Annotated in this window: 25 protein-coding genes and 1 pseudogene; 18 read left to right on the top strand and 8 right to left on the bottom strand. The window is 45.8% G+C overall.

The window, feature by feature from the left end:
* The gene (locus ERX35_RS04780; RefSeq protein ID WP_149458774.1) at positions 1 to 420 is read left to right on the top strand and encodes a hypothetical protein; all 420 of its coding nucleotides are present in this window, start codon (positions 1 to 3) and stop codon (positions 418 to 420) included.
* A gap of 36 nt (positions 421 to 456) precedes the next feature.
* Here ERX35_RS04780 and ERX35_RS04775 read toward each other — a convergent pair whose 3' ends face one another.
* The 4 genes and pseudogenes from ERX35_RS04775 to lexA form a co-directional block, all read right to left on the bottom strand.
* The gene (locus ERX35_RS04775; RefSeq protein WP_149458773.1) at positions 457 to 912 is read right to left on the bottom strand and encodes a hypothetical protein; all 456 of its coding nucleotides are present in this window, start codon (positions 910 to 912) and stop codon (positions 457 to 459) included.
* A 65-nt stretch (positions 913 to 977) separates the two neighbouring features.
* Positions 978 to 1,451: pseudogene (locus ERX35_RS04770) on the bottom strand (ZinT/AdcA family metal-binding protein); the annotation flags it as partial.
* Positions 1,452 to 1,456: 5 nt separating this feature from the next.
* A complete protein-coding gene (locus ERX35_RS04765; protein ID WP_149458772.1) occupies positions 1,457 to 1,663 on the bottom strand; it encodes a hypothetical protein in 207 nt (68 codons plus the stop codon).
* A 394-nt stretch (positions 1,664 to 2,057) separates the two neighbouring features.
* The gene (gene lexA, locus ERX35_RS04760) at positions 2,058 to 2,678 is read right to left on the bottom strand and encodes a transcriptional repressor LexA (RefSeq protein WP_149458771.1); all 621 of its coding nucleotides are present in this window, start codon (positions 2,676 to 2,678) and stop codon (positions 2,058 to 2,060) included.
* Between the two features lie 140 nt (positions 2,679 to 2,818).
* Here lexA and ERX35_RS04755 point away from each other — a divergent pair, with 140 nt between their 5' ends.
* The 7 genes from ERX35_RS04755 (at position 2,819) to ERX35_RS04725 (ending at position 8,456) form a co-directional block, all read left to right on the top strand.
* The gene (locus ERX35_RS04755; RefSeq protein ID WP_149458770.1) at positions 2,819 to 3,052 is read left to right on the top strand and encodes a hypothetical protein; all 234 of its coding nucleotides are present in this window, start codon (positions 2,819 to 2,821) and stop codon (positions 3,050 to 3,052) included.
* A gap of 106 nt (positions 3,053 to 3,158) precedes the next feature.
* Positions 3,159 to 3,395, top strand: a complete 237-nt coding sequence (locus tag ERX35_RS04750) for a DUF896 domain-containing protein (RefSeq protein ID WP_149458769.1) — start codon at positions 3,159 to 3,161, stop codon at positions 3,393 to 3,395.
* Positions 3,396 to 3,455: 60 nt separating this feature from the next.
* On the top strand, positions 3,456 to 5,444 hold the full coding sequence (gene tkt, locus ERX35_RS04745) for a transketolase (RefSeq protein WP_149458768.1): 1,989 nt from the start codon (positions 3,456 to 3,458) through the stop codon (positions 5,442 to 5,444).
* Positions 5,445 to 5,552: 108 nt separating this feature from the next.
* Positions 5,553 to 6,863 (top strand): CitMHS family transporter, encoded by a 1,311-nt coding sequence (locus ERX35_RS04740; RefSeq protein ID WP_149458767.1) that lies wholly within the window; start codon positions 5,553 to 5,555, stop codon positions 6,861 to 6,863.
* A gap of 64 nt (positions 6,864 to 6,927) precedes the next feature.
* On the top strand, positions 6,928 to 7,158 hold the full coding sequence (locus ERX35_RS04735) for a YneF family protein (protein ID WP_149458766.1): 231 nt from the start codon (positions 6,928 to 6,930) through the stop codon (positions 7,156 to 7,158).
* A gap of 127 nt (positions 7,159 to 7,285) precedes the next feature.
* Positions 7,286 to 7,969, top strand: a complete 684-nt coding sequence (locus ERX35_RS04730; protein ID WP_149458765.1) for a cytochrome c biogenesis CcdA family protein — start codon at positions 7,286 to 7,288, stop codon at positions 7,967 to 7,969.
* Between the two features lies 1 nt (position 7,970).
* Entirely contained in the window at positions 7,971 to 8,456 is a 486-nt protein-coding gene (locus ERX35_RS04725; protein WP_149458764.1) for a CcdC family protein, read from the top strand.
* 12 nt (positions 8,457 to 8,468) lie between these two features.
* Here the strand turns inward: ERX35_RS04725 and ERX35_RS04720 are convergent, their stop codons facing one another.
* Positions 8,469 to 8,966 carry a DUF2621 family protein gene (locus tag ERX35_RS04720; RefSeq protein WP_149458763.1) on the bottom strand — a complete coding sequence of 166 codons (498 nt, stop codon included), beginning with the start codon at positions 8,964 to 8,966 and terminating at the stop codon, positions 8,469 to 8,471.
* A gap of 93 nt (positions 8,967 to 9,059) precedes the next feature.
* On the opposite strand from ERX35_RS04720, the gene ERX35_RS04715 reads away from it, so the two are divergent.
* The 5 genes from ERX35_RS04715 (at position 9,060) to ERX35_RS04695 (ending at position 14,297) form a co-directional block, all read left to right on the top strand.
* Complete coding sequence (locus ERX35_RS04715; RefSeq protein ID WP_170234540.1) at positions 9,060 to 9,260, top strand: DUF1659 domain-containing protein; 201 nt, start codon at positions 9,060 to 9,062, stop codon at positions 9,258 to 9,260.
* Positions 9,261 to 9,290: 30 nt separating this feature from the next.
* Positions 9,291 to 9,506, top strand: a complete 216-nt coding sequence (locus tag ERX35_RS04710) for a DUF2922 domain-containing protein (protein ID WP_149458761.1) — start codon at positions 9,291 to 9,293, stop codon at positions 9,504 to 9,506.
* Positions 9,507 to 9,605: 99 nt separating this feature from the next.
* Positions 9,606 to 10,724 carry an exonuclease SbcCD subunit D gene (locus ERX35_RS04705; protein ID WP_170234539.1) on the top strand — a complete coding sequence of 373 codons (1,119 nt, stop codon included), beginning with the start codon at positions 9,606 to 9,608 and terminating at the stop codon, positions 10,722 to 10,724.
* A complete protein-coding gene (locus ERX35_RS04700) occupies positions 10,711 to 13,599 on the top strand; it encodes an AAA family ATPase (protein ID WP_149458759.1) in 2,889 nt (962 codons plus the stop codon). Before ERX35_RS04705 ends, ERX35_RS04700 begins: the two co-directional genes overlap by 14 nt.
* A gap of 86 nt (positions 13,600 to 13,685) precedes the next feature.
* Complete coding sequence (locus ERX35_RS04695; protein WP_149458758.1) at positions 13,686 to 14,297, top strand: SCO family protein; 612 nt, start codon at positions 13,686 to 13,688, stop codon at positions 14,295 to 14,297.
* 36 nt (positions 14,298 to 14,333) lie between these two features.
* Here ERX35_RS04695 and mscL read toward each other — a convergent pair whose 3' ends face one another.
* The gene (gene mscL, locus ERX35_RS04690; protein ID WP_149458757.1) at positions 14,334 to 14,699 is read right to left on the bottom strand and encodes a large conductance mechanosensitive channel protein MscL; all 366 of its coding nucleotides are present in this window, start codon (positions 14,697 to 14,699) and stop codon (positions 14,334 to 14,336) included.
* Positions 14,700 to 14,919: 220 nt separating this feature from the next.
* On the opposite strand from mscL, the gene ERX35_RS04685 reads away from it, so the two are divergent.
* From ERX35_RS04685 to ERX35_RS04670, 5 genes are all read left to right on the top strand, one after another.
* Entirely contained in the window at positions 14,920 to 16,458 is a 1,539-nt protein-coding gene (locus tag ERX35_RS04685) for a glycine betaine uptake BCCT transporter (RefSeq protein WP_149458756.1), read from the top strand.
* Positions 16,458 to 16,604, top strand: a complete 147-nt coding sequence (locus ERX35_RS11405; protein WP_170234538.1) for a hypothetical protein — start codon at positions 16,458 to 16,460, stop codon at positions 16,602 to 16,604. Before ERX35_RS04685 ends, ERX35_RS11405 begins: the two co-directional genes overlap by 1 nt.
* Positions 16,544 to 17,917, top strand: coding sequence for a TrkH family potassium uptake protein (locus ERX35_RS04680; RefSeq protein ID WP_342779909.1), 1,374 nt, complete (start codon positions 16,544 to 16,546; stop codon positions 17,915 to 17,917). The genes ERX35_RS11405 and ERX35_RS04680 overlap by 61 nt, the downstream gene beginning before the upstream one ends.
* Positions 17,918 to 18,051: 134 nt before the next feature.
* A complete protein-coding gene (gene acnA / locus ERX35_RS04675; protein ID WP_149458754.1) occupies positions 18,052 to 20,760 on the top strand; it encodes an aconitate hydratase AcnA in 2,709 nt (902 codons plus the stop codon).
* 72 nt (positions 20,761 to 20,832) lie between these two features.
* Entirely contained in the window at positions 20,833 to 21,249 is a 417-nt protein-coding gene (locus ERX35_RS04670; RefSeq protein WP_149458753.1) for an acyl-CoA thioesterase, read from the top strand.
* Positions 21,250 to 21,315: 66 nt separating this feature from the next.
* Here the strand turns inward: ERX35_RS04670 and ERX35_RS04665 are convergent, their stop codons facing one another.
* Both ERX35_RS04665 and plsY read right to left on the bottom strand, forming a co-directional pair.
* On the bottom strand, positions 21,316 to 21,600 hold the full coding sequence (locus tag ERX35_RS04665) for a HesB/YadR/YfhF family protein (protein WP_149458752.1): 285 nt from the start codon (positions 21,598 to 21,600) through the stop codon (positions 21,316 to 21,318).
* An 8-nt stretch (positions 21,601 to 21,608) separates the two neighbouring features.
* Positions 21,609 to 22,190 carry a glycerol-3-phosphate 1-O-acyltransferase PlsY gene (plsY, locus tag ERX35_RS04660; protein WP_149458751.1) on the bottom strand — a complete coding sequence of 194 codons (582 nt, stop codon included), beginning with the start codon at positions 22,188 to 22,190 and terminating at the stop codon, positions 21,609 to 21,611.
* Positions 22,191 to 22,263 lie beyond the last annotated feature (73 nt).

Genomic DNA, 22,263 nt, shown 5'->3' with positions numbered 1-22,263 from the left:
ATGGCTAAAGAACTAGTAGTATCATCATTACTTATTACGACAGAAGAAAAAATACTTGTGCAGGACATCGGGCATAAACGAATGAAGCTTCCTTATGTCCTGAAAAAAGGCAGCCAGTCCATTCAGGACAGCGCCCACGCTTTCGCGGCACAGCTGAATAAAGAACTGAAAGTCGGCGGCATTTTGTTCGTCGTGGAAGAAACTGCCGAGCATAAAGGATGGCTGTTCACTACACCGGTAAATGAAACGTCGTTTGTTTTCAACGTGAGGAACAAGGAAGAATTTAAAGTGAGACGACCCTATTACTGGCTGCCGTTTGAATATTTAAATCAGCTTGATATTGCTGATGAGCTCAAGCAGCTCATCGTCTCCAATCAAGTGATTAAATCCAGTGTGCCGCTGATTAATTTAAATCAATAAGATAACCCCGGAATTTTTCCGGGGTTATCTTATTGATTATAATCGTGTAATCCTCATATTCCGGCGCTCTGTCACTTTTTCGCGCTTCGCTGTTCTGCTGGCAACAGGATAATCTGAATTCTCGAGGAGATGAAGCATGACATCAATCTGTCCCAGCTGACGGAACTCGTTGACAATGTTTTTCTGGATGGTCTCGTAATGGTCTTGTTCACTGTCCATCAAGCGATTGACCTGATTGAAAGATTCAAGGACATCATCAAAGTTCAAAGCACTTAAACTGTTCTTATAATCCTGGACACCGGAATGGTGGAGGTGAGGGGTGTCACTTTGTCCGAAACTGGAATGATAAGCACTTGCAATCTTAAGCAGCACGGCTTTAATGCTGCCACCCCCGAAGCCGAAGTTGTAATTAAATTCAGAATCGCTTAAATGCTGCAGTTTCGCGAGTAGTTGTTCCCGTTCATTTCTTACCCATTGATATTCATTAGCCATCTGTCATTCTCCTTTGGAATTTGATTGATGGATAACTATACCCGTCCATAAGAAAGTTACTCAGTCTAGTGTGAAATCATTTCATTCTTAATCTTATCGGCGCTCATATCACTGAAGTAGTACGTCGGCCAGTTTTCAAGCTCTTTAAGTAGTGCAGCACGGTCATCACCCATATAAATATGATAATGCGATGCTTTCTTCGGACTGATATTGTGATCGCTGAACTGAACGTAGCTAGGTGCCCCGGCATCTCCGGACGTTTTCTTGAATATAAATCTCACACCTCTGTTACCTTTATCATATGTTAATAGTTCATAGCCATCATATGTATAATCAGCTTGTAGTTTTTTATTGTTATCATAGAAAGTTATGGACTGTCCGTCGATGACTATACGTTTGACTGTTGTTTGGTAGCCTTTTAAATAGTATTTTTTATATTCCTCAGCCGTCATGTCACCATCTTCTGCTTTATGTGTGAAGACTTCGTCCAATATGCCGTCTTTTGCAAGCGGATAGACAGACTGCCAGTCTCCTTGCCAATCAGTTAGCTGACGGTCCTGGACTTCCGCGTCCTTGAAGTAACCATCATGAACTTTTTTTCTGCAGCGGACATTTTACTGTGACTATGTGACTGACGATGAACATGGCTCTGCTGCTGCGCCGTTTGAGTGGGCTGAGCTTCTTTCTGCTGACATCTGGCCAGCGCGAGTGACATCATAAGCAGACCGGCAGTGATTTTCGTAGCTTGCATTTAAAACATCTCCATAAAACGTAATTGTTACGATTTATAATATAAGTTAACTGGGCTGTATTGTCAATACTGGAGCTGAATTTTTTCAAAGCATGATGATTTCAGTTAAAATATAGGAGAAGGGTGACGTGGAGTATAAGTTGTAATAATTCACATGTATGTTTGCGGCTGCTTGATGCGGGTACAGTACTATTGTAATTGCATGATAAGGGGATAGAACGATGGAAACAAAAAAACCACAAGAAAAAGACATTTTAGAGCAAGTTAAAGAAATACTCGGACGCAAGTAAAAAGATCATTAAAAAGTAGATGAACTCCACTATAACCCGTACCGGCTGACTCAGCCGGTATTTAATTTGCCATAAAAAAACACCGCTTCATCATTGAAGTGGTGTTAAAATTCGCGGAACAAACCGACGACTTTACCGAGTACTGTTACTTTATCAAGGTAAATCGGCTCCATTGTGCTGTTTTCAGGCTGCAGCCGGTAGCGATTGTTTTCTTTGTAGAAGCGTTTCACCGTCGCTTCATCTTCTTCCGTCATTGCGACGATGATGTCTCCGTTTTCGGCAATCGCCTGACGTCTTACGATGACTTTATCTTTATCCATAATGCCTGCTTCAATCATACTTTCACCGACGACTTCAAGGATGAAGATATCGCTGTTGTGGCTGGAAGTGAAGTGGGCAGGCAGTGGGAAATATTCTTCGACGTTTTCAACCGCTGTAATCGGCAGACCGGCAGTGACTTTACCGATGACCGGGACATGGATTGTTTCTTCATGCAGCGCAGATTGAGCAGAATCAGAGACGATTTCTATCGCCCGGGGCTTCGTAGGGTCACGTTTGATGTAACCTTTCTCCTCAAGACGCGATAAATGGCCGTGCACAGTTGAGCTGGAAGCAAGACCGACTGCTTCACCGATTTCTCTGACACTCGGTGGATATCCTTTAGCTGATACGACTTGTTTTAAATATTCATATATTTCTTGCTGTCTTTTAGTTAATTCTTTCATGAGAACACTCCTTCATGTTTGTTCTAAAGCCATTATAGCATACATGTTCGGGGCGAACAAACATTTGTTCGTATAGTGTTTGACAGAGAACAGATGTTCTGTTATTGTGAGTATACAAACAAATGTTCTGGAGGTAATTAATGATGACAATCAGAATTTCGAAAGAATTTTTCCTTTATTCCGTTTTATTTACAATGTTTTTGACATTTGGCACATTATATATGGCACAATCTGAAAGAATATATGAACAAGGTCAGTCAGTATCATTAAAACAGACCGCCGGTGACACAACGATCGAAACGAACACGCGTTCTAATCATAGGAGCCCGCATCAGTCCACACAGAATGGCGAAGTGCTGGGAATTGTCCAGTAATTTTCTTGCCCTGCTCAGCTGAGCAGGGTTTTTTGTGGAGGTGGACGTGCACAAGTTGGTTTTCTACGCCTTTTTTGCTATCTTTATTATGAAAGGAAGGATGCTCATGTTAGAACAACATAAAATGGACCGTATCAATCATCTTGCAAAGAAAAAGAAGGCGGAAGGTTTAACAGAAGAAGAAGGCCGCGAGCAGAGCAGTCTGCGTGCAGAGTACTTGAATAGTTTCAGAGACAGCTTTAAGAAAACGATTGAAAACACTAAAATCATCGATCAGGAAGGCACTGATGTCACACCTGAAAAGATCAAGGACATTCAGCGTCAAAACAATTTACGGGATTGATGACCAGCAATAAGCTATAATTTAAAAGAATTATGACTTTCATATAAAGGAGATTTTATAATGTTTAATGAGAAAGATCAGTTAGCAGTAGATACGCTGCGCGCATTAAGTATTGACCAGATTGAACAGGCGAATTCCGGCCACCCGGGATTACCTATGGGAGCGGCTCCGATGGCGTATACGCTCTGGACGCGGCATTTAAGATTCAATCCAAGTTCAAAGTACTTCTTTGACCGCGACCGCTTCGTGTTATCGGCGGGTCACGGCTCAGCGCTGCTTTATTCATTGCTGCACGTCTCAGGAGCGCTTGAGATGGAAGAACTTAAAAATTTCCGTCAGTGGGAATCTAAAACACCGGGACATCCTGAGTTCAACCATACAGATGGCATCGACATTACGACTGGACCGCTCGGCCAAGGGTTTGCGATGAGTGTCGGTATGGCAATGGCTGAGAAGCATTTAGCTGCGACATATAATACAGCGGATGCGGCTATTATCGACCACTTTACGTATGTCCTTGTTTCTGATGGTGACCTCATGGAAGGGATTTCTCATGAAGCGGCTTCACTCGCAGGGCATTTAAAGCTGAACAAACTAATCGCTTTATATGACTCCAATGACATTTCTTTAGACGGTGACCTGGACAAAGCATTCTCTGAAAATGTGAAAGGACGTTTTGAATCATACGGCTGGCAGCATATTCTTGTGAAAGACGGCAATGATATGGAAGCGATCAACGAGGCGCTCGAGACAGCGAAGCAGTCAGACCGTCCGACGTTGATTGAAGTGAAGACAGTGATCGGCTACGGCGCACCGAACAAACAAGGCACAAACGGTGTGCACGGCTCACCACTTGGCGCTGAAGAGCGTAAACTTGCGCTTGAAAGTTACGGGCTTGATCCAGCACTTAAATTCAATGTCCCTGCAGAAGTGTATGAAATCTTCCAGACGACGATGCTGAAACGCGGCAACGACAAAGAAGCGGCGTGGAATGAACAGCTTGAAGAATACAAAGCGAACAATCCGGAACTTGGTGAACAGCTGCAGGCGGCTATTGACAACCGTCTGACAGATGACTATGCAGCGAACCTACCGAAATATGAAGTAGGTTCTAAAGCCGCTACACGTGCTACTTCCGGCGAAATGATCCAGGCACTGTCACAATCCGTGCCGCAGCTGTTCGGCGGTTCTGCCGACCTTGCATCATCAAACAAATCTAACGTGAAGAAAGAAGCAGACTTCTCAGCTGAAACACCTGAAGGACGCAACATCTGGTTCGGTGTGCGTGAATTCGCGATGGGTGCAGCAATTAACGGTATGGCAGCACACGGCGGCGTCAAGCCATACGGTGCGACGTTCTTTGTCTTCAGTGATTACTTGAAACCGGCGCTGCGACTTGCCGCTTTGATGGGTGTGCCGTCTACGTACGTCTTCACACATGACTCTATCGCTGTCGGTGAAGATGGTCCGACGCATGAGCCGGTTGAACAGCTGGCTGGTCTTCGCGCAATGCCTTACTTGAATGTGTTCCGTCCAGCTGATGGCAACGAGACACGTGTCGCATGGAAAGTGGCAATGGAATCGAAGAAAGACCCGACTGCCTTAGTGCTGACACGTCAAGATCTGCCGGCATTAGATGTCAGCGAAGAAGTCGTAGAAGAAGGGGTGCGCCGCGGCGGCTATGTCGTCTACAAATCAGCTTCTCCTGAAATTCTGCTGATCGCTACAGGATCAGAAGTGTCTCTTGCATTAGAAGCAGGAAAACAGCTGGAAGCACAAGGAAAAGGCGTGCAGGTCGTGTCACTTCCTAACTTGAACTTATTTGACCAGCAGGATAAAGCATACCGCGAAGAAGTGCTCCCGTCTGTGATCACGAAACGTGTCGCTATCGAAATGGGTGCGACAGACGGCTGGTACAAATATGTCGGATTGAACGGCCTCGTCATCGGTATCGACCGCTTCGGCGCCAGTGCACCAGGTGACGTGGTGATGGAGAAATATGGTTTCACGAAAGAACAAGTAGTAAAGCAAGTGCTTGCAATGCAATAACTGATTGATAAGCACAAGACAACAGAAAAAATTTAAATGAATTTTCAGAATAATTATTGCCTTCTTGCCTCAATCATTTTAAAATTGAGGCAAGGGGGTATTTTTATTATGAATTTAGCATTATTAGGTTTTATTATGATTGTCGTTTTTATGGCGCTTATCATGTCGAAGAAAATGTCAGCGCTTGTCGCCTTGATTCTTGTGCCGACGGTCTTTGCGATTATCGGCGGCTTTTATAACGGCATCGGCGAGCATATGCTGGAAGGACTGAAGCAAGTAGCACCGACTGGTATGATGCTGATTTTTGCCATTCTATACTTCGGTATTATGATTGATGCAGGCCTCTTTGATCCTGTCATCAATGTCATCATTAAAGCGGTGAAAGGCGATCCTTTGAAAATTACAATCGGGACCGTCATACTCGCGAGTCTTGTTGCACTAGATGGGGATGGGACAACAACCTTTATCATTACCGTGACTGCGATGCTTCCGCTCTATAGAAAAGTTGGAATGAATCCATACATACTTGCTGCACTGGCCTTATTATCGATAGGTGTCATGAATATGACGCCGTGGGGCGGTCCGACAGCCCGCGCGATATCAGCGCTGCAGACGACGACTGAAGAAGTTTTCACGCCGATCATCCCGGTTATGGCGGCAGGCATTCTGTTTGCACTCGGTGTCGCTTACTACTTCGGAGTGAAGGAACGTAAAAGAGTAGGCATCGCTGATCATCTGACGATGTCACTTGATGATATGCATCTGCATCCTGATGGTAAGTCGAACGACGAAAATGCATTACTACGGCCGAAACTCGTCTGGGTCAATGCACTGCTCACCATACTGCTGCTCTATGCATTGATTACCGAATTTCTTCCTATTCCTGTGTTATTCATGTGTGGTTTTGCGGTCGCTGTGCTCATCAATTATCCGAATATAGCCCTGCAGTCAGAACGCATTAAAGCACATGCGCCTAATGTTCTTGCAGTCGTCAGCCTGGTGTTTGCGTCAGGAATATTCACTGGTGTGATGAATGGCACGAAAATGGTGGATGCGATGGCCACTGCGCTCGTTAATATCGTTCCCGCAAGTATGGGAGATCACTTTGCAGTAATCACCGCACTATTAAGCATGCCATTTACTTATTTCATGGCCAATGATCCGTATTATTACGGCATACTCCCTATTCTTGCGGAGTCTGCATCTCAGTTCGGCATCACAAAAGCCGAAATGGCAAGAGCATCTATATTAGGTCAGCCGGTCCATGTCTTAAGTCCGCTATACGCTGCCGGCTATTTACTGGTAGGTATGCTCGGTATTGATTACGGGGAAAATCAGAAGTTTGCTTTAAAATGGGCGATAGGTTCCTCTGTCTTTATGATTGTAGTAGCAATAATCCTCGGTGTCATTCCACTGTAATAACTGTTGAAAAACTTGTGATTATTTAGTACACTTTTAAAGGAATGAGAAAGTGGGTGAAATAATGGCGACTTGGATATGGATTTTATTAATTATTCTAGCAGCAGTGGCAGGTGCAGCACTTGGTTTCTACTTGGCACGTAAATATATGATGGATTACTTGAAGAAGAACCCGCCGATCAATGAAGATATGTTAAGAATGATGATGATGCAGATGGGTCAAAAGCCTTCTCAGAAAAAAATCAATCAGATGATGGCGATGATGAACAAGAATATGAATCAAAACGTCAAATAATAAGGGTGCTGCGGCATCCTTATTTTATTTGTCCTCATTAAAAGCTGTGAGTGTCACTAATTTTTCAAAAAAGAGTACTTCAACTGGATGAAGATTTGGTAAAATAGTCTGGAATGGAGTGATTAATATGGGTGATGTCACCATGGCGCTTGCTTTCGGTGCAGGTTTACTGAGTTTTATATCACCGTGTGTACTACCGATTTACCCGGCTTTCTTATCTTATATCACCGGTGTATCGTTCAATGACCTGCAGGAAGGGCAGCTGAACACAAAAGCGATCCTTCACACGCTGCTGTTTCTCATCGGATTTTCAATCGTCTATATTTCCTTTGGAGTCGGCATCGGCTTCGTCAGCGATTTTCTCAATCAGTATGATGATACGATTCGGATGGTCGGCGGCCTCCTGATGGTGGTGTTCGGCCTGATGACGCTCGGTGTTTTCACGCCTGAATTTTTGATGGCTGACAAAAAACTGAGCTTTAGAAACAAACCGGGCGGCTACTTCGGCTCACTGGTCATCGGCATTGCCTTTGCGGCCGGCTGGACGCCCTGCATGGGACCGATTGTCGGGACGATCATCTCACTCGCGCTGACGAATCAGTCGCTTGCGTTGTTCTATATGATCTTATATGTGCTCGGTTTTTGTATTCCCTTTTTCCTGCTCACGTTCTGTTTGACGAAACTCAAGTTCATCAAGAAATACAGCCGCATACTGACGAAAGTGGGCGGCGTCATTATGGTGATCATGGGACTGCTCCTGTTCTTTGATTTACTGACAGAGATTACTAGACTATTTAGCTGGGGGATTTAATATGTATGTCATTCTATCGATGGTTGTAGCGTTATGTATGGGGATGATTGTGATCGTCGTTCGGATGAAGGCGCAGAAATATCCGACGAATGCCAGAAAGATTATTATGCCGCCTTTCTTTATGGCGACCGGGGCATTGATGTATCTTATCCCTTATTTCAGGCTGACCGGCATGGAAGTACTGGAAGCAGTTCTTGTCGGCATGTTTTTCTCATTGTTTTTAATTTATACTTCCAATTTCCAGGTGATCGACGGACAGATTTATATGAAACGTTCGAAGCTGTTCCCGGTGATTTTAATCTCGCTGCTGGTGATCCGCTCTGTGCTTAAGTTTTATTTAAGCAGCACGATACATCCGGGCGAGCTTGCAGGCATGTTCTTCCTGCTCGCATTCAGCATGATTGTACCGTGGCGTATCGCAATGTACATTAAATATAAAAAACTCGCTGATTCACTGGACATTCACGACAAAAGCGCAGCTCTCTAAATGAGAGCTGCGCTATTTTTGTGCTTCTTTCGCGATAAGTTCTGAATGGTCGAAAATAGAGAATTTATTCTTTTCGTCATCCGCATATTTGAAGTAGGAACTGTAAGGTGTATAGTCGATACCCAGCTGTGTCAGTTTCTTCTTCATAAAGCCGTGGTCACGCTTCGGCGTAGCGATGATATAGCCGCGCATAATATGGTCCAGTTCTATTCTTTCAGCACCTTCGTCAAGCGCAATCTTTGAGATTCTGCCCGCGATCCGCTCTTTAGCGACGTCCCGGAAGAGTTCAGGCACCGGTGTCACCAGTTCATTCAGCAGTGATTTACTGTCATCATGCCACATGGGAAGCGCCTTATGGATGTAGTAGTCCTGCCAGTCCAGCTCACTTTTGCCGTCTTCTTTAGGCAGCCGCTTCAGAAATTTCCGGAACATGAAAAAACCGCCGATGGCAAGCAATCCGAGAAAGATGACGGTCCAGACGAAGATCAGCGTAATAAAAATAGCGTTCAATGTATTCACCTCATGCTCATTATAGAAAAAATAACCTGCTGTGTCTATTCCTCGTCCTTTATTCGATATATAGAGTGTAAAGGAGGTGATCATATGTTAAAGGAAGTCGTGCTTAGTCTTACTTATGTCGCTGATGTTTCAGAGAGCGGCAAGGAAGTACGTAAGACGCGCCGCTTCAATCAAGTGAGAATGGACTTGACTGAAGCTCAGGCCAACAGCTTTAAAGAGCTAATCGCCGTGCTGACCGGCGAAGACTATGTCTCAGCAGAGAAGATCGAAACGAAGACTGTATAGCAGACGAAAAAAAGATGAGGAGGTGATTTGATGAAAACATTACAGATGGTATTTACGACTGATTTCGGTAAGAGCTACCAGTTCAACATCGCGCATCCGAAAGAGCAGCTGACTGCAGCCGATGTCCGGAATGTCATGCAGTCCATTGTCACTGGAAACTATTTTGAGACAACAAACGGTCGTCCTGTCGCAGTGAAAGAAGCGAAGCTTGTGGAACGTATTGAGACACCATTATTTAAACTGTAATCAGTGTTCAGGTTTTTCAGCACGAGGTTATTTATCTGACAGGGCATGTCTGATTCATCGGGCATGCTTTTTGTGTATAATGCAGATGAGGTGATGACTATGAAATTAATGCATATAGGAGATTTACATATCGGCCGCACACTGAACCAGCACTCTCTGCTGGAAGATCAGTCCTACATACTCGGTCGAATCATTGAGGAGATTGACCGGCTTCATATAGAACTGCTCATCATTGCCGGCGATATTTATGACCGTTCGCTGCCGTCGAAAGAAGCGGTGCTGGTGTTTGAACAGTTCATCCGGGCGGTGAACATCGACCGGAACATACCTGTGCTTGCTGTCAGCGGCAATCATGACGGCGCTGAGCGGCTGGGCTACGGGAAAGAATGGTTCAAGACGCATGGGTTCCATATCAGTACGGCGATTGCCGACAGCTTTGAGCCGGTCGTTTATGATGACATCCATTTCTATTTAATCCCGTATATAGAGCCGGTAGAAGCACGGTTCTATTTTGAGGATGACACGATCACAAGTCACGGGGCGGCATACAGCGCTGTCATCAGCCGGATAGAAGCGCAGCTGGACATGACGAAGACCAATATCGCTGTCAGCCACCTCTTCATTAAAGGCGGCGATGAAAGTGATTCAGAGCGGCCGCTATCGCTAGGCGCGGTTGAATACGTGCCAAAAGAGCTGTTCAATCACTTTGATTATGTGGCGCTCGGCCATCTGCATCATCCCTTTGCCGTGAATTCCGCGACTATCAGCTATAGCGGCAGTCTGTTGAAGTATTCGTTCTCTGAAGCGGATCAGCCGAAAGGATTCCGCATGATAGACACAGATGACGGCATCACTAACACATTCATACCGCTCAAGCCGATGCGTGATGTGAAGGTCCTTGAAGGCTCATTTGATGACTTCTATCAGCAGCCGGCAGCGGTGCATCAGGAAGATTATCTGAAGATGATCCTGAGTGATATGCGTCACGTCAATGACCCGATGACCAAACTGAAGCAGGTTTATCCGTACTTGCTGGAGCTAAGGCATGCTGATGAAGTGAAAGTTCAGGAGACAGCAGCCGTCAAAATCATAGAGCAGAGCGATGCGGATATTATGAATCTGTTTGCGGCTGCACTGACAGCGGAACCGCTGACAAAAGGACAGCTGACGATCATCAATCGACTGCACGGGGGAGGAGACAAGCATGAGACCGATTAAACTGGAACTGCAGAACTTCGGGCCGTTCATCCATGAAACCATTGATTTCACACAGCTGGGTGACCATCACTTATTTCTGATCAGCGGGCGGACCGGCTCAGGCAAGACGATGCTGTTTGATGCCATGACGTATGCACTGTACGGTGAAGCTTCTACCGCGGCAAGAGATGAAGCAGCACTCCGCAGTCATTTTGCTGAAGCAGGGCAGCCGACTTTTGTCCGCTTTCAGTTTGCGCTGAACAACCGGGTATATGAAGTCACCCGTCATCTTCCTTACATCAAGCCCGGCAACAAGACGAAGACACTGCCGAAGCTCGAAGTGATTGAACGGCTCGGCGATGACAGGAAGCTGCTCGCGAAAAGCGTCAAGGATGGCAACCAGCAGCTGAAGGAGCTGCTGAAGATAGACGCCAATCAGTTCCGGCAAATACTGATTCTGCCGCAGGGAGAGTTCAAGAAATTTCTAGTGGCGGGCAGCAGCGAGAAGCAGAAGGTGCTGAGGACGCTGTTTGATACAACGCGGTTTAAAGCGCTTGAAATTAAGCTTGCTGAGGAGACGAAAGCGCTGCAGCAGCAGGTCCGTGAAACTGAGCAGGAAATAGAAGTGCTCCTCAGTCAGTTTAAATCGGAGCAGCAGCTGGACGGTTCAGCGGTCAGTCAGCTGGAGGAACGCGGTAAAGAAATCACCAGGCAGCAGGAAGCAGCTGCGGCTCTGGAGGAGCGGCTTGTGGAGTATCAGGCAGCTGCAGACAAGGCGGAGCAGCAATTACAGAGCGCTGCAGCAGTGAATCAGGCGATCGAGGAGCGGCAGCAGGTGACTGAGCAGCTGACCGGCCATCGTCAGCAGCTTCCTGACGTGAGCGAACGAGAACGGCAACTTGATGTCATGCGCGCGATGGAGCAGCTGACGGACGTACAGACGGATGCCGAGGAAGAGCAGCAGAAACTGACTGCAGTCATTGAAGAGGCGGCTGCTAAAAGTGAGACGCTCCAGTATATCCAGCGCGAAATAAAAGAACGGTCTGACCAGCTGGCAGTGCTTGAGGAGCGGCAGCCGCAAGTTGAAGAGATGAGAACAAGACTGCATGACTGGCAGCTGTTCTATCTCAATAGAGATGATTACGGGCGGCTGAAGCAGACAATAGCTGATTATTCAAAGGAATATCAACAGTATGAGGACAAAATGGGTCAGCTGGCAGCACAGCAGCGCCAGATGACGGAGCAGCAGCTTCAGCTGAAAGACAGTATTCAAGTCTTTAAGGAAGAAATCGAATGCGGGCAGGAGCAGCTGTCGCACTTTGCAGTTCAGATGAAGGCAGCCGAGCTGCATGAGTCAGAGAACAAGACGAATGAACAGGAGCTTCGACTGATCAACAAGCAGCTGAGTCAGCTGCTTGCCTCCTACGATGAAGAGCGCTGTGCAGCAGCGCTATTGCGGCATCAGTTACATGACGGAGAGGAATGTCCGGTCTGCCGGCAGACGGTTTCTCAAGTCGTGCAGAGTGAAGAGCCGCTATTCGACATGCAGCAGCTCTGGGATTTACAGGAGCAGCGGGTACGACTGGAGACAAGGCTTACACACCGGGAAACAGCAGCTGGAATTCCGGCGCGCTATGCAGCACTGGCACAGTCAGTGGCCGGTCTTGAGGACGAGCAGGACCGGACGTCAGCAGCGCTGGCAGCACTGACTAGAGAGATGGACGAGCTCCGTGAGCAGCAGGCACATATGAAAGCACAGCGGACAGCAGCCGATGTCAAGCTGGAGTATTATAAGGCTCAGCAATCGCAGTTCACTGCGGTGACGGGATTTTCTTCCTATGATGATTTTTATGAGCAGTACCGCAGCATGCAGCAACGGGTCGGCGACTACGATGAAGAACTGAGAAATGCTGAGCTGACGCTCGATCAGCTGACGCAGCAGCAGCAGCACGAACAGCAGCTGTATGAGCGTATCAATGGCGAGCAGCGTGAGCGGCAGCTGAATGTGCAGAAGCTGACGCAGAAATATGAATCGATGCTGAGCGGGTTTCAGCTGACTAAGGAGCAGCTGCCGGCGACATTTGATGAGCAGCTGATGGCTGAACTTGAGGACCGGCTCGACTGGTATAAAGAGCAGGAGCAGGCAATGACAGTCAAAATAGCGGATTTGACAGCACGCATCGGGACGCAGCACTTCACAGATTTACAACCGCTTGAAATGGAATTCGAGCGGCAGCGGACAGTATACGAGCAGCAGCAGGAAAAACTGAGACGGCAGCAGTACCAGCTGGAACATAATATCAGCTTGATGGCACGTCTGCAGCATGTTTTGGCGGATTATCAAAAGACAGTCGGAAGACATGAGGAAATCGTGACGCTTGCCCAGCTGTTCGGTGGACGCAACCGCCAGAAGCTCACACTTGAAAACTTCGTGCTGACTTATTACCTTGAACAGACACTGAAACTATCCAATACAAGGCTGGATCAAATGACAAGCTATCGTTATCAATTTCAGCGGAAGACGCAGGTGACTCAAGGCTACAGCGGCCTTGAAATAGAGATATTTGACAACTACAGCAACAAGGTGCGCGATATCTCGACGTTATCCGGCGGCGAAACGTTTCTGGCGTCACTCGCTTTAGCGCTCGGCTTAAGCGATTATGTGACACAGCTGTCCGGCGGCATTAACCTGGAGTCGGTCTTCATCGATGAAGGATTCGGTACACTGGACAGCGAGACGCTGGAAACAGCCATTGCATCGCTTGTCGAACTGGAGCAGAGCGGCAAGATGGTCGGCTTAATATCGCATGTGCAGGAACTTAAAAACCGTATTCCTGCGATATTAACTGTCAACAGTAGCGGTTATTTAAGCACGACAGCTTTCAAAATTAAATAATTGTAATCATTTGGTCAAATATTTCTTTGTTATCATATTTATGCCGGCCTGCCATTTTGATATATTAAAACAAATAGGAGGGAAATATGAAGAAATATATCATTCTTATCGTGTTAACAGTCTTAATGACAGCATGCGGGAAGTCAGCGATTGCACCTGCGAGCGGCTACGGTAATACAGTCAGTTCGTTCAGTGCAACCGATGAAGACGGTAAAACGTTTACTAATAAAGATTTAAAGGGGAAAGTATGGATCGCGGACTTCATGTTCACAAACTGTAAAACAGTCTGTCCGCCGATGACTTACAATATGAGTACAGTCGTTGATGAGCTGGAGAAACAGCACGTTAAAAATTACGGCATCATCAGTTTCAGCGTGGATCCAAAGCGCGATAAGCCTGAAGTCATGAAGAACTATGTGGCAAAGTATGGCTCTGCAATGAAACATTGGAAGCTGCTGACGAATTATGACGAGAAGTTTATCCGCCAGTTTGGAGAAGAAAGCTTTAAAACCATTGTCGTGCCGCCATCTAAAAATAATGATCAGGCAACGCACGGCACATCATTTTACTTGATTGACCAGAACGGAACCGTTATTAAGGATTATATCGGTAAAGATACAGGTGATCAGAAATTCCCGAAAGATCAAATTGTCAAAGATGTTAAAGTGATGAGTGACAAAGGACCTTATAAGAAATAAAAAACATCCCATCAGTGATGGGATGTTTTTTGACGTTTAGATGTTTTTGCTGCGAAGTAAGTCACGGATTTCAGTTAATAAAACCGTGTTCTCTTCGATTGTTTCTTCTTTTGGTTTCGCTTTTGTTAATTTGTTGAATACTTTGACGAAAAGGAAGATAGAAACAGCAACGATCAAGAAGTCGATGATGGATTGAATGAAGACACCATATTTAATACCTTTATAAGCCCATTGTGAAGCAAAATCAGTGTTACCGAAAATCAGTGCGATAAGCGGCATAATGACACTTTGTACAAGTGCTGTAACAATCTTGCCGAATGCTGCCCCGATGACAACAGCTACTGCTAATTCAAGGACGTTCCCCTTAATAGCGAAATCTTTGAATTCCTGCCATAATGACATGTATAGTCACCTCCTATAAACTATAGCATACAATAAAAACAGTATATAAAAAAGAATTTTTTTCACTTTTTTTCACTTTTTCCTGATTGCAGCTGTCGCAGTAACTGTACGGCTAGTGAGGAAGCGGATTCAATAAATGCCGATAAAATGGTTCGTTTGATAAATAACTGGATATACGTTATAGTAATACATGTTTTTTAAAATAGGAAAGGAGTATTAAATGAAAAATCAAAAGAAAATCACTAATGTATTCTATATTTCGCTTGTATTAGTGCTGCTGACAGTGATGCTGGGTGCATTGTTTCCACAAGGATTCGGGGAAGTCACCGGCAGAATCAACGCGTTCATCACACGGGATTTCGGCTGGTACTATGTCATGTTATCTGCTGTCATCGTCGCTTTCTGTGTATTCCTGATATTAAGTCCGATCGGCAAGCTGAAGCTCGGAAAACCATCCGACAAACCGGAATTCAATATCGTTTCATGGTTTGCGATGCTGTTCAGTGCAGGGATGGGAATCGGCCTTGTGTTCTGGGGAGCCGCTGAGCCGCTGAGTCATTTTATGGCGCCGCCGACCGCTGAACCGAAGACCGATGAAGCGTTTAAAGAATCGTTGCGCTCGACATTCTTTCACTGGGGCTTTCATGCCTGGGCGATTTACGGTGTTGTCGCACTGGCCCTTGCCTACTTTCAGTTTCGAAAAGGTGAACCCGGCCTGTTATCACATACTTTAAGACCGATATTCGGTGATAGAGTAGAAGGCTGGTTCGGCACTATCATTGATGTACTTGCAGTATTTGCAACGGTTGTAGGGGTTGCAGTTTCTCTCGGGATGGGTGCTCAGCAGATCAATGGTGGATTGCATTATCTCTTCAATGTTCCTAATACTTTCTGGGTTAAAGTCATCATTGTTGTCATCGTGACTATTTTGTTCCTGATGAGTGCATGGAGCGGATTGTCTAAAGGCATCCAGATTTTAAGCAACGTCAATATTATTATCGCAGCGCTGTTACTGATCAGCGTGCTGATTCTCGGCCCCACCATCCTAATCCTGAATATGTTCTCAACGACCGTCGGAGATCTGCTGCAGCATTTCATGTATTTGAGTTTTGATGTGGCACCGCTCAATGAACATAAGAAGGACTGGATGTCGTCATGGACGCTTTATTACTGGGGCTGGTGGATGAGCTGGAGTCCGTTCGTCGGTATTTTCATCGCCCGGGTCTCTAAAGGGCGGACCATCCGTGAATTTCTGATCGGTGTTCTTATGGTGCCGGCACTGTTAAGCTTCTTCTGGTTCAGTGTGTTCGGCACGACGGCAATACAAATGTTCAAGAAAGTGCCGGGTATCGGTGAGCTTGCTGTTGAACTTCAACTGTTTGCAGTGTTTAAGGAAGTGCCGATGGGCTTCGGCTTATCATTGATCGCGCTTGCTTTAATTGCGACTTTCTTCATTACATCTGCTGACTCTGCGACATTTGTCCTCGGCATGCAGTCGACTCACGGTTCGCTGAATCCGCCGAACTCCATAAAAATAATCTGGGGACTCGCGCAGTCATTGATTGCACTTGTGCTGATTTACGCCGGCGGATTGAATGCGCTGCAGAGTGCAGCTATTATTGTTGCCTTCCCGTTCTCATTCGTGCTGATCATGATGATGATCTCTCTCTACATGGATGGCAACCGGGAGCGGATGCGACTGGGACTCACTTTAAAACCGGACAAGCGTTTCCGCAAGGCGCAGCCACCCGAAAAATGATGATTGACCGTAAACCTGCTCAGGTTTACGGTTTTTTACTGTCTCCATTCAGCCGTCGCTTGCTTTATACTGGTGAAGATTATATATTGCATTTCACATCATTTGGTGGAACAATAAAGAAGCTAAGATTGGAGGAATCATTATAAAACGTCGAAAAACGAATCCATACTTTATTATTTTATCATCCTTTATAATGTTTCTGCTGGCAGGGACCGGGCTTCTGTCTTTACCGGTCTCACAGCTGAAACCGACGTCATTCATCGACTGTCTGTTTCTGGCGACAAGCGCCTTTACAGTGACCGGCCTGTCACCGATTGACATTACAGAGCACTTCAGTTATTTCGGGCTGACTGTGCTGCTCATATTGATACAGGCGGGCGGGCTTGGGCTGGTCACACTGGCGATGATTGTCTTCATTATGATCGGCAAGAAAGTAGGTCTCAAAAACCGCTTCCTTGTTTCAGAAGCACTGAACCAGGGGAATATCGGCGGTATTTTAAGGCTGGTCATGTATTTATTCTTTCTCAGTCTGGCGATCGAACTATCAGGCGCCGTCTTTTTAGCGATGGAGTGGATACCGGAGTTCGGTTTCTGGCAGGGACTGTACCGCAGCTTCTTCACGGCAGTCAGTGCCTTCAACAATGCCGGTTTTGCGCTGCACAGTGACAATCTGGTCGGTTACCGGTTCAATCCGGTCATCAACTTTGTCATTACGACGCTGATCATTCTCGGCGGGCTCGGCTTCACGGTGCTGATTGATGTCGCGAAGAAGACATCGTTCCAGAAGCTCCGGGTTCACACAAAAATTATGCTGCTCGGCACGCTCTTAATCAATGTCAGCGCGACTATTGTCATCTTTCTGCTGGAGATGGATAACCATCAGACGCTGGGCGGTCATTCCTGGTACAATCAGTTGCAGATGGCTTACTTCCAGGCTATCACCACAAGAACGGCTGGTTTTAATACGATAGACATCGGCGCTATGAACACGGATTCCATATTAGTCATGATGCTGCTGATGTTCATCGGTGGCGGTTCGACTTCAACGGCCGGCGGGATTAAGCTGACGACTGCTGCAGTCATTTTGTTCGGGACGATCAGTTTTATTAAGCAGCATGAGCAGATTAACATCTTTAAGCGGGCGATTGACTATAAAATTCTGCTCCGGAGCTTCGCGATTGTCGTGCTCAGTACGCTGATTGTCTTCACGATCACTTTTCTGCTTGTCCTTGCAGAACCAGACATCCCGTTCCTAAAGCTGTTCTTTGAAGCGGTGTCTGCCTTCGGTACAGTCGGGCTGACAATGGGTATTACCGATGACTTGTCTGTGATCGGTAAACTGCTGATTATTTTAATGATGATGATCGGTAAAGTCGGTATTTTGACGATAGTCTTCACCTTCTCACGACCGAGAAAACAGACGTATTATTTCCCGAAAGAAGATATTCTTACCGGATGACAGCAGCATGCTGCTAATGATAAGAAAAACTTATAACAATGTATTTGATATTTGAAATTTGATAACATTTACTTCTCGTTTCATATTGATTAAAATAGAGAAGTAAAGGATTAATTTAAATAGGGGGAACTAGTATGAATTCAAATCTTCAAAATGCTTCTAAGCAGACATTTGAATTGAATGGTAAGACTTATACGTTTTACAGCCTGAAATCTCTTGAAGAAGCAGGTCTCGGCGAAATCAGCAAATTGCCATATTCTATTCGTGTGCTGCTTGAATCTGTGTTAAGACAGTTTGACGGCCGCGTTATTACAGAAGAGCATATTAAACATCTTGTTAAATGGGGAAAAAAGAACGATCCAAATGCAGAAGTGCCATTTAAGCCGTCACGTGTTATTCTGCAGGATTTCACTGGCGTGCCGGCTGTCGTTGACTTGGCATCATTACGTAAAGCGATGGATGATGTCGGTGGGGATGTCACTAAAATTAATCCGGAAGTTCCAGTGGATCTCGTCATTGACCACTCAGTGCAAGTTGATGCCTATGGTAACGCGACTGCACTGCAGCGCAACGTCGAACTTGAATTTGCGCGTAATAAAGAGCGTTATCAGTTCCTGAACTGGGCGACTAAAGCGTTCGATAACTACCGCGCTGTGCCACCTGCGACAGGTATCGTCCATCAGGTCAACCTTGAATACCTTGCCAATGTAGTTCACGTTCGTGAAGCTGACGGCGAAAATGTTGCATTTCCTGACACATTAGTCGGCACAGACTCTCATACGACGATGATCAATGGTATCGGTGTTCTCGGCTGGGGTGTTGGTGGTATTGAAGCGGAAGCGGGCATGCTCGGACAACCGTCATACTTCCCGATTCCGGAAGTCGTCGGTGTTAAACTGACTAACGAATTGCCGGAAGGCGCAACAGCGACTGACCTGGCACTTCGCGTCACTCAGGAACTCCGTAAAAAAGGGGTCGTCGGTAAGTTCGTCGAGTTCTTTGGTCCGGGCGTTGTCAGCCTGCCGCTTGCAGACCGTGCGACAATTGCTAACATGGCACCGGAATACGGCGCAACTTGCGGCTTCTTCCCTGTTGACGAAGAAGCGCTTGACTACATGCGTTTAACAGGTCGTGATGAGGAACATATTCAAGTGGTCAAAGAATACTTGGTGACAAATAACATGTTCTTCACAGTCGACCAGCCTGAACCGACCTATACAGATATCGTGAAGCTTGATTTGTCAACTGTGGAAGCATCATTAGCGGGTCCAAAACGGCCTCAAGACTTAATTCCATTAAGTCAGATGAAAAAGGAATTCGTTAAATCTGTGACAGCGCCGGCCGGCAACCAGGGCCACGGACTGGATAAAGCAGAATTCGACAAAAAAGCAGTCATCAACTTCAATGATGGTCATCACGGCTTGATGTCGACAGGTGATATCGCTATTGCTGCGATTACTTCTTGTACAAATACATCCAACCCTTATGTCATGCTTGGTGCAGGTCTTGTCGCTCGCAACGCAGTGAAATTAGGACTGCAAGTACCTGAATTCGTCAAAACATCATTGGCACCGGGCTCTAAAGTAGTGACAGGTTACCTTGAGCAGTCAGGACTGCAGCAGTACTTGGATCAACTGGGCTTCAACACAGTCGGCTACGGTTGTACGACATGTATCGGTAACTCAGGACCGTTACTTCCTGAAATCGAAGATGCGATTGCACGGGAAGATCTGCTTGTGACTTCTGTACTATCAGGTAACCGTAACTTTGAAGGACGTATCCATCCATTAGTTAAAGCGAACTACCTGGCATCCCCTCAGCTGGTTGTCGCTTATGCCCTTGCGGGAACAGTGAACATTGACCTGCAGAAAGATTCACTGGGTAAAGGTGCAGATGGCCAGGATGTTTACTTGAAAGATATCTGGCCGTCAATCGATGAAGTCAAAGACGTCGTGCGCTCTGTTGTGACGCCTGACTTGTTCCGTAAAGAATATGCATCTGTTTTTGAATCCAATGAACTGTGGAACCAGATCGAATCTACAGATCAGCCGTTATACGACTTTGATCCGACATCTACTTACATTCAGAATCCGACATTCTTTGAAGGATTGACGCCTGAACCGGGCCGCATCGAGAGCTTGAATGGCCTGCGTGTCATGGGTAAATTCGGTGATTCCGTGACGACAGACCATATCTCTCCGGCAGGTGCTATCGGTAGAGATACACCGGCAGGCAAATATTTACTGGATAATGGTGTAGCTATTCGTGACTTCAACTCATACGGCTCACGTCGAGGTAACCATGAAGTCATGATGCGCGGAACATTTGCGAATATCCGCATTAAAAACCAGATCGCTCCGGGCACAGAAGGCGGATTCACAACTTACTGGCCGACAGGCGCTATCATGCCGATCTTTGATGCCTGCATGAAGTATCAGGCAGACGGTACTGGTTTAGTTGTACTTGCCGGCAACGATTACGGTATGGGCTCTTCACGTGACTGGGCAGCTAAAGGTACGAACTTACTAGGCGTTAAAACAGTCATCGCACAGAGCTATGAACGTATTCACCGCTCTAACTTAGTCATGATGGGTGTACTGCCACTGCAATTTTTACAAGGAGATTCTGCTGAATCACTTGGACTCACTGGTAACGAAACATTCTCAGTGGATATTGCTGAAGGCGTTAGACCACGTGACCACGTTAAAGTCACAGCGGTCAAAGAAGACGGTTCAACTGTGGAATTCGAGGCGCTGGCGCGCTTCGATTCAGAAGTCGAGATTGATTATTACCGTCACGGCGGCATTCTCCGCATGGTATTACGCGATAAACTCGCACAGTAATTAAGAATGACAGGCCGGCTACTTATGTAGTCGGTTTTTGTTTATGGTATAATGAGAGTAAGGAGTGTGGCTATGTTTACGACAGAATTAGAAATACCGGTCAGATATGCAGAGACGGATAAGATGGGTGTGGTCTATCATGCTAATTATTTGATCTGGTTTGAAGTGGCACGGACAGATTTCATTGAAAAAGCAGGGTTCAGCTATGCGGAGATGGAAGAAGCAGGAGTGATTTCTCCTGTCATCGATGCACAGCTGACTTACAAAAACTCGGTGACTTATCCTGAGAAAGTGACAGTTCTGACGTGGATTGAGTCTTATTCAAAGCTGAAGACGGTTTATGCCTATAAGGTTGTTAAAGAGGACGGCTCTGTAGCCGCCACAGGTACGACGACTCATATATTGATGAAACGCGGGACGAACAGACCGATCAGACTGGACCGCCATTTCCCGGAATGGCATGAACGCTATATGGCATTGTATTCATAAACTAAGTAATAAGAGCCCGGCATGTTATGAAATATAACATGCCGGGCTCTTATTTTATAGGTCTGCTTAGTTTGTAATCGTATATTTGATTTCGTCATTCTCACATGTGACATTAAGCACATTATCTTCGTAATACCACAAATCTTTCTCATCCACGTAATATGTCAGACCGTCCTGTGTCTCTGAGTAGCCTTCCGGATCGACTGTATCGACTGTAAACGCCGGGCTGAATCCTTGTTTCAGATTGACATCGCCGCCGTAGCGCACGTAAAAACGGATAGCCTTGTTGTCTGGTATGTCCAGTTCTTTCTTGAACCAGCCGACTGCTTTATCATCTAGGTTAATTTTCATCTCGCACCTCACATCCAGGTTATTTTAGGCTCTTCTTTATTGATTATACGTTTGATGTTGGACCGATGTCTAATGATTACAATCAGCATGATGACAAAGGCAATGACAATCAATATCCAGTCCATGAAAACAATGGATAGGATGAAGTTAACAATACTTGCGATAATACTTGCCAGTGACACAAATTTGAATAAGTACAGCACGATGATAAATGTGATGGTCACGGCTACGAACAGGATCGGATTGACCCCCATAATGACACCTGCCGATGTAGCGACTGCTTTACCGCCTCTGAACTTTAAGAAGACGGGGTAAACATGACCGAGTATCGCGAAAAGACCGATGATGACACCATGAACTTCATGATTAAAAAGTAATGGTAGAAAGACGACAATAAAACCCTTGAAGATATCTAGTATCATCACGATGATTCCAGCTTTTTTCCCTAATACACGAAACGTATTCGTAGTTCCTAGATTACCGCTGCCAGACTGTCTGATATCTTTATTGTAGAAAACTTTGCCGATGATCAGACCGGATGGCAAGCATCCGATTAAATAGGCAAGCAGGAACATCAACACCATTGTCATATAGACATGCACTCCTTTGATAGCTGGTGCTAATAGTTTACCATAAAACCAGGAATGAAAGAAATTTTAATTG

Origin of the sequence: Macrococcus equipercicus (assembly GCF_004359525.2) — a bacterium.
GTDB lineage: Bacteria > Bacillota > Bacilli > Staphylococcales > Staphylococcaceae > Macrococcus > Macrococcus equipercicus.
This window is presented reverse-complemented; position numbering and strand designations above follow the sequence as displayed.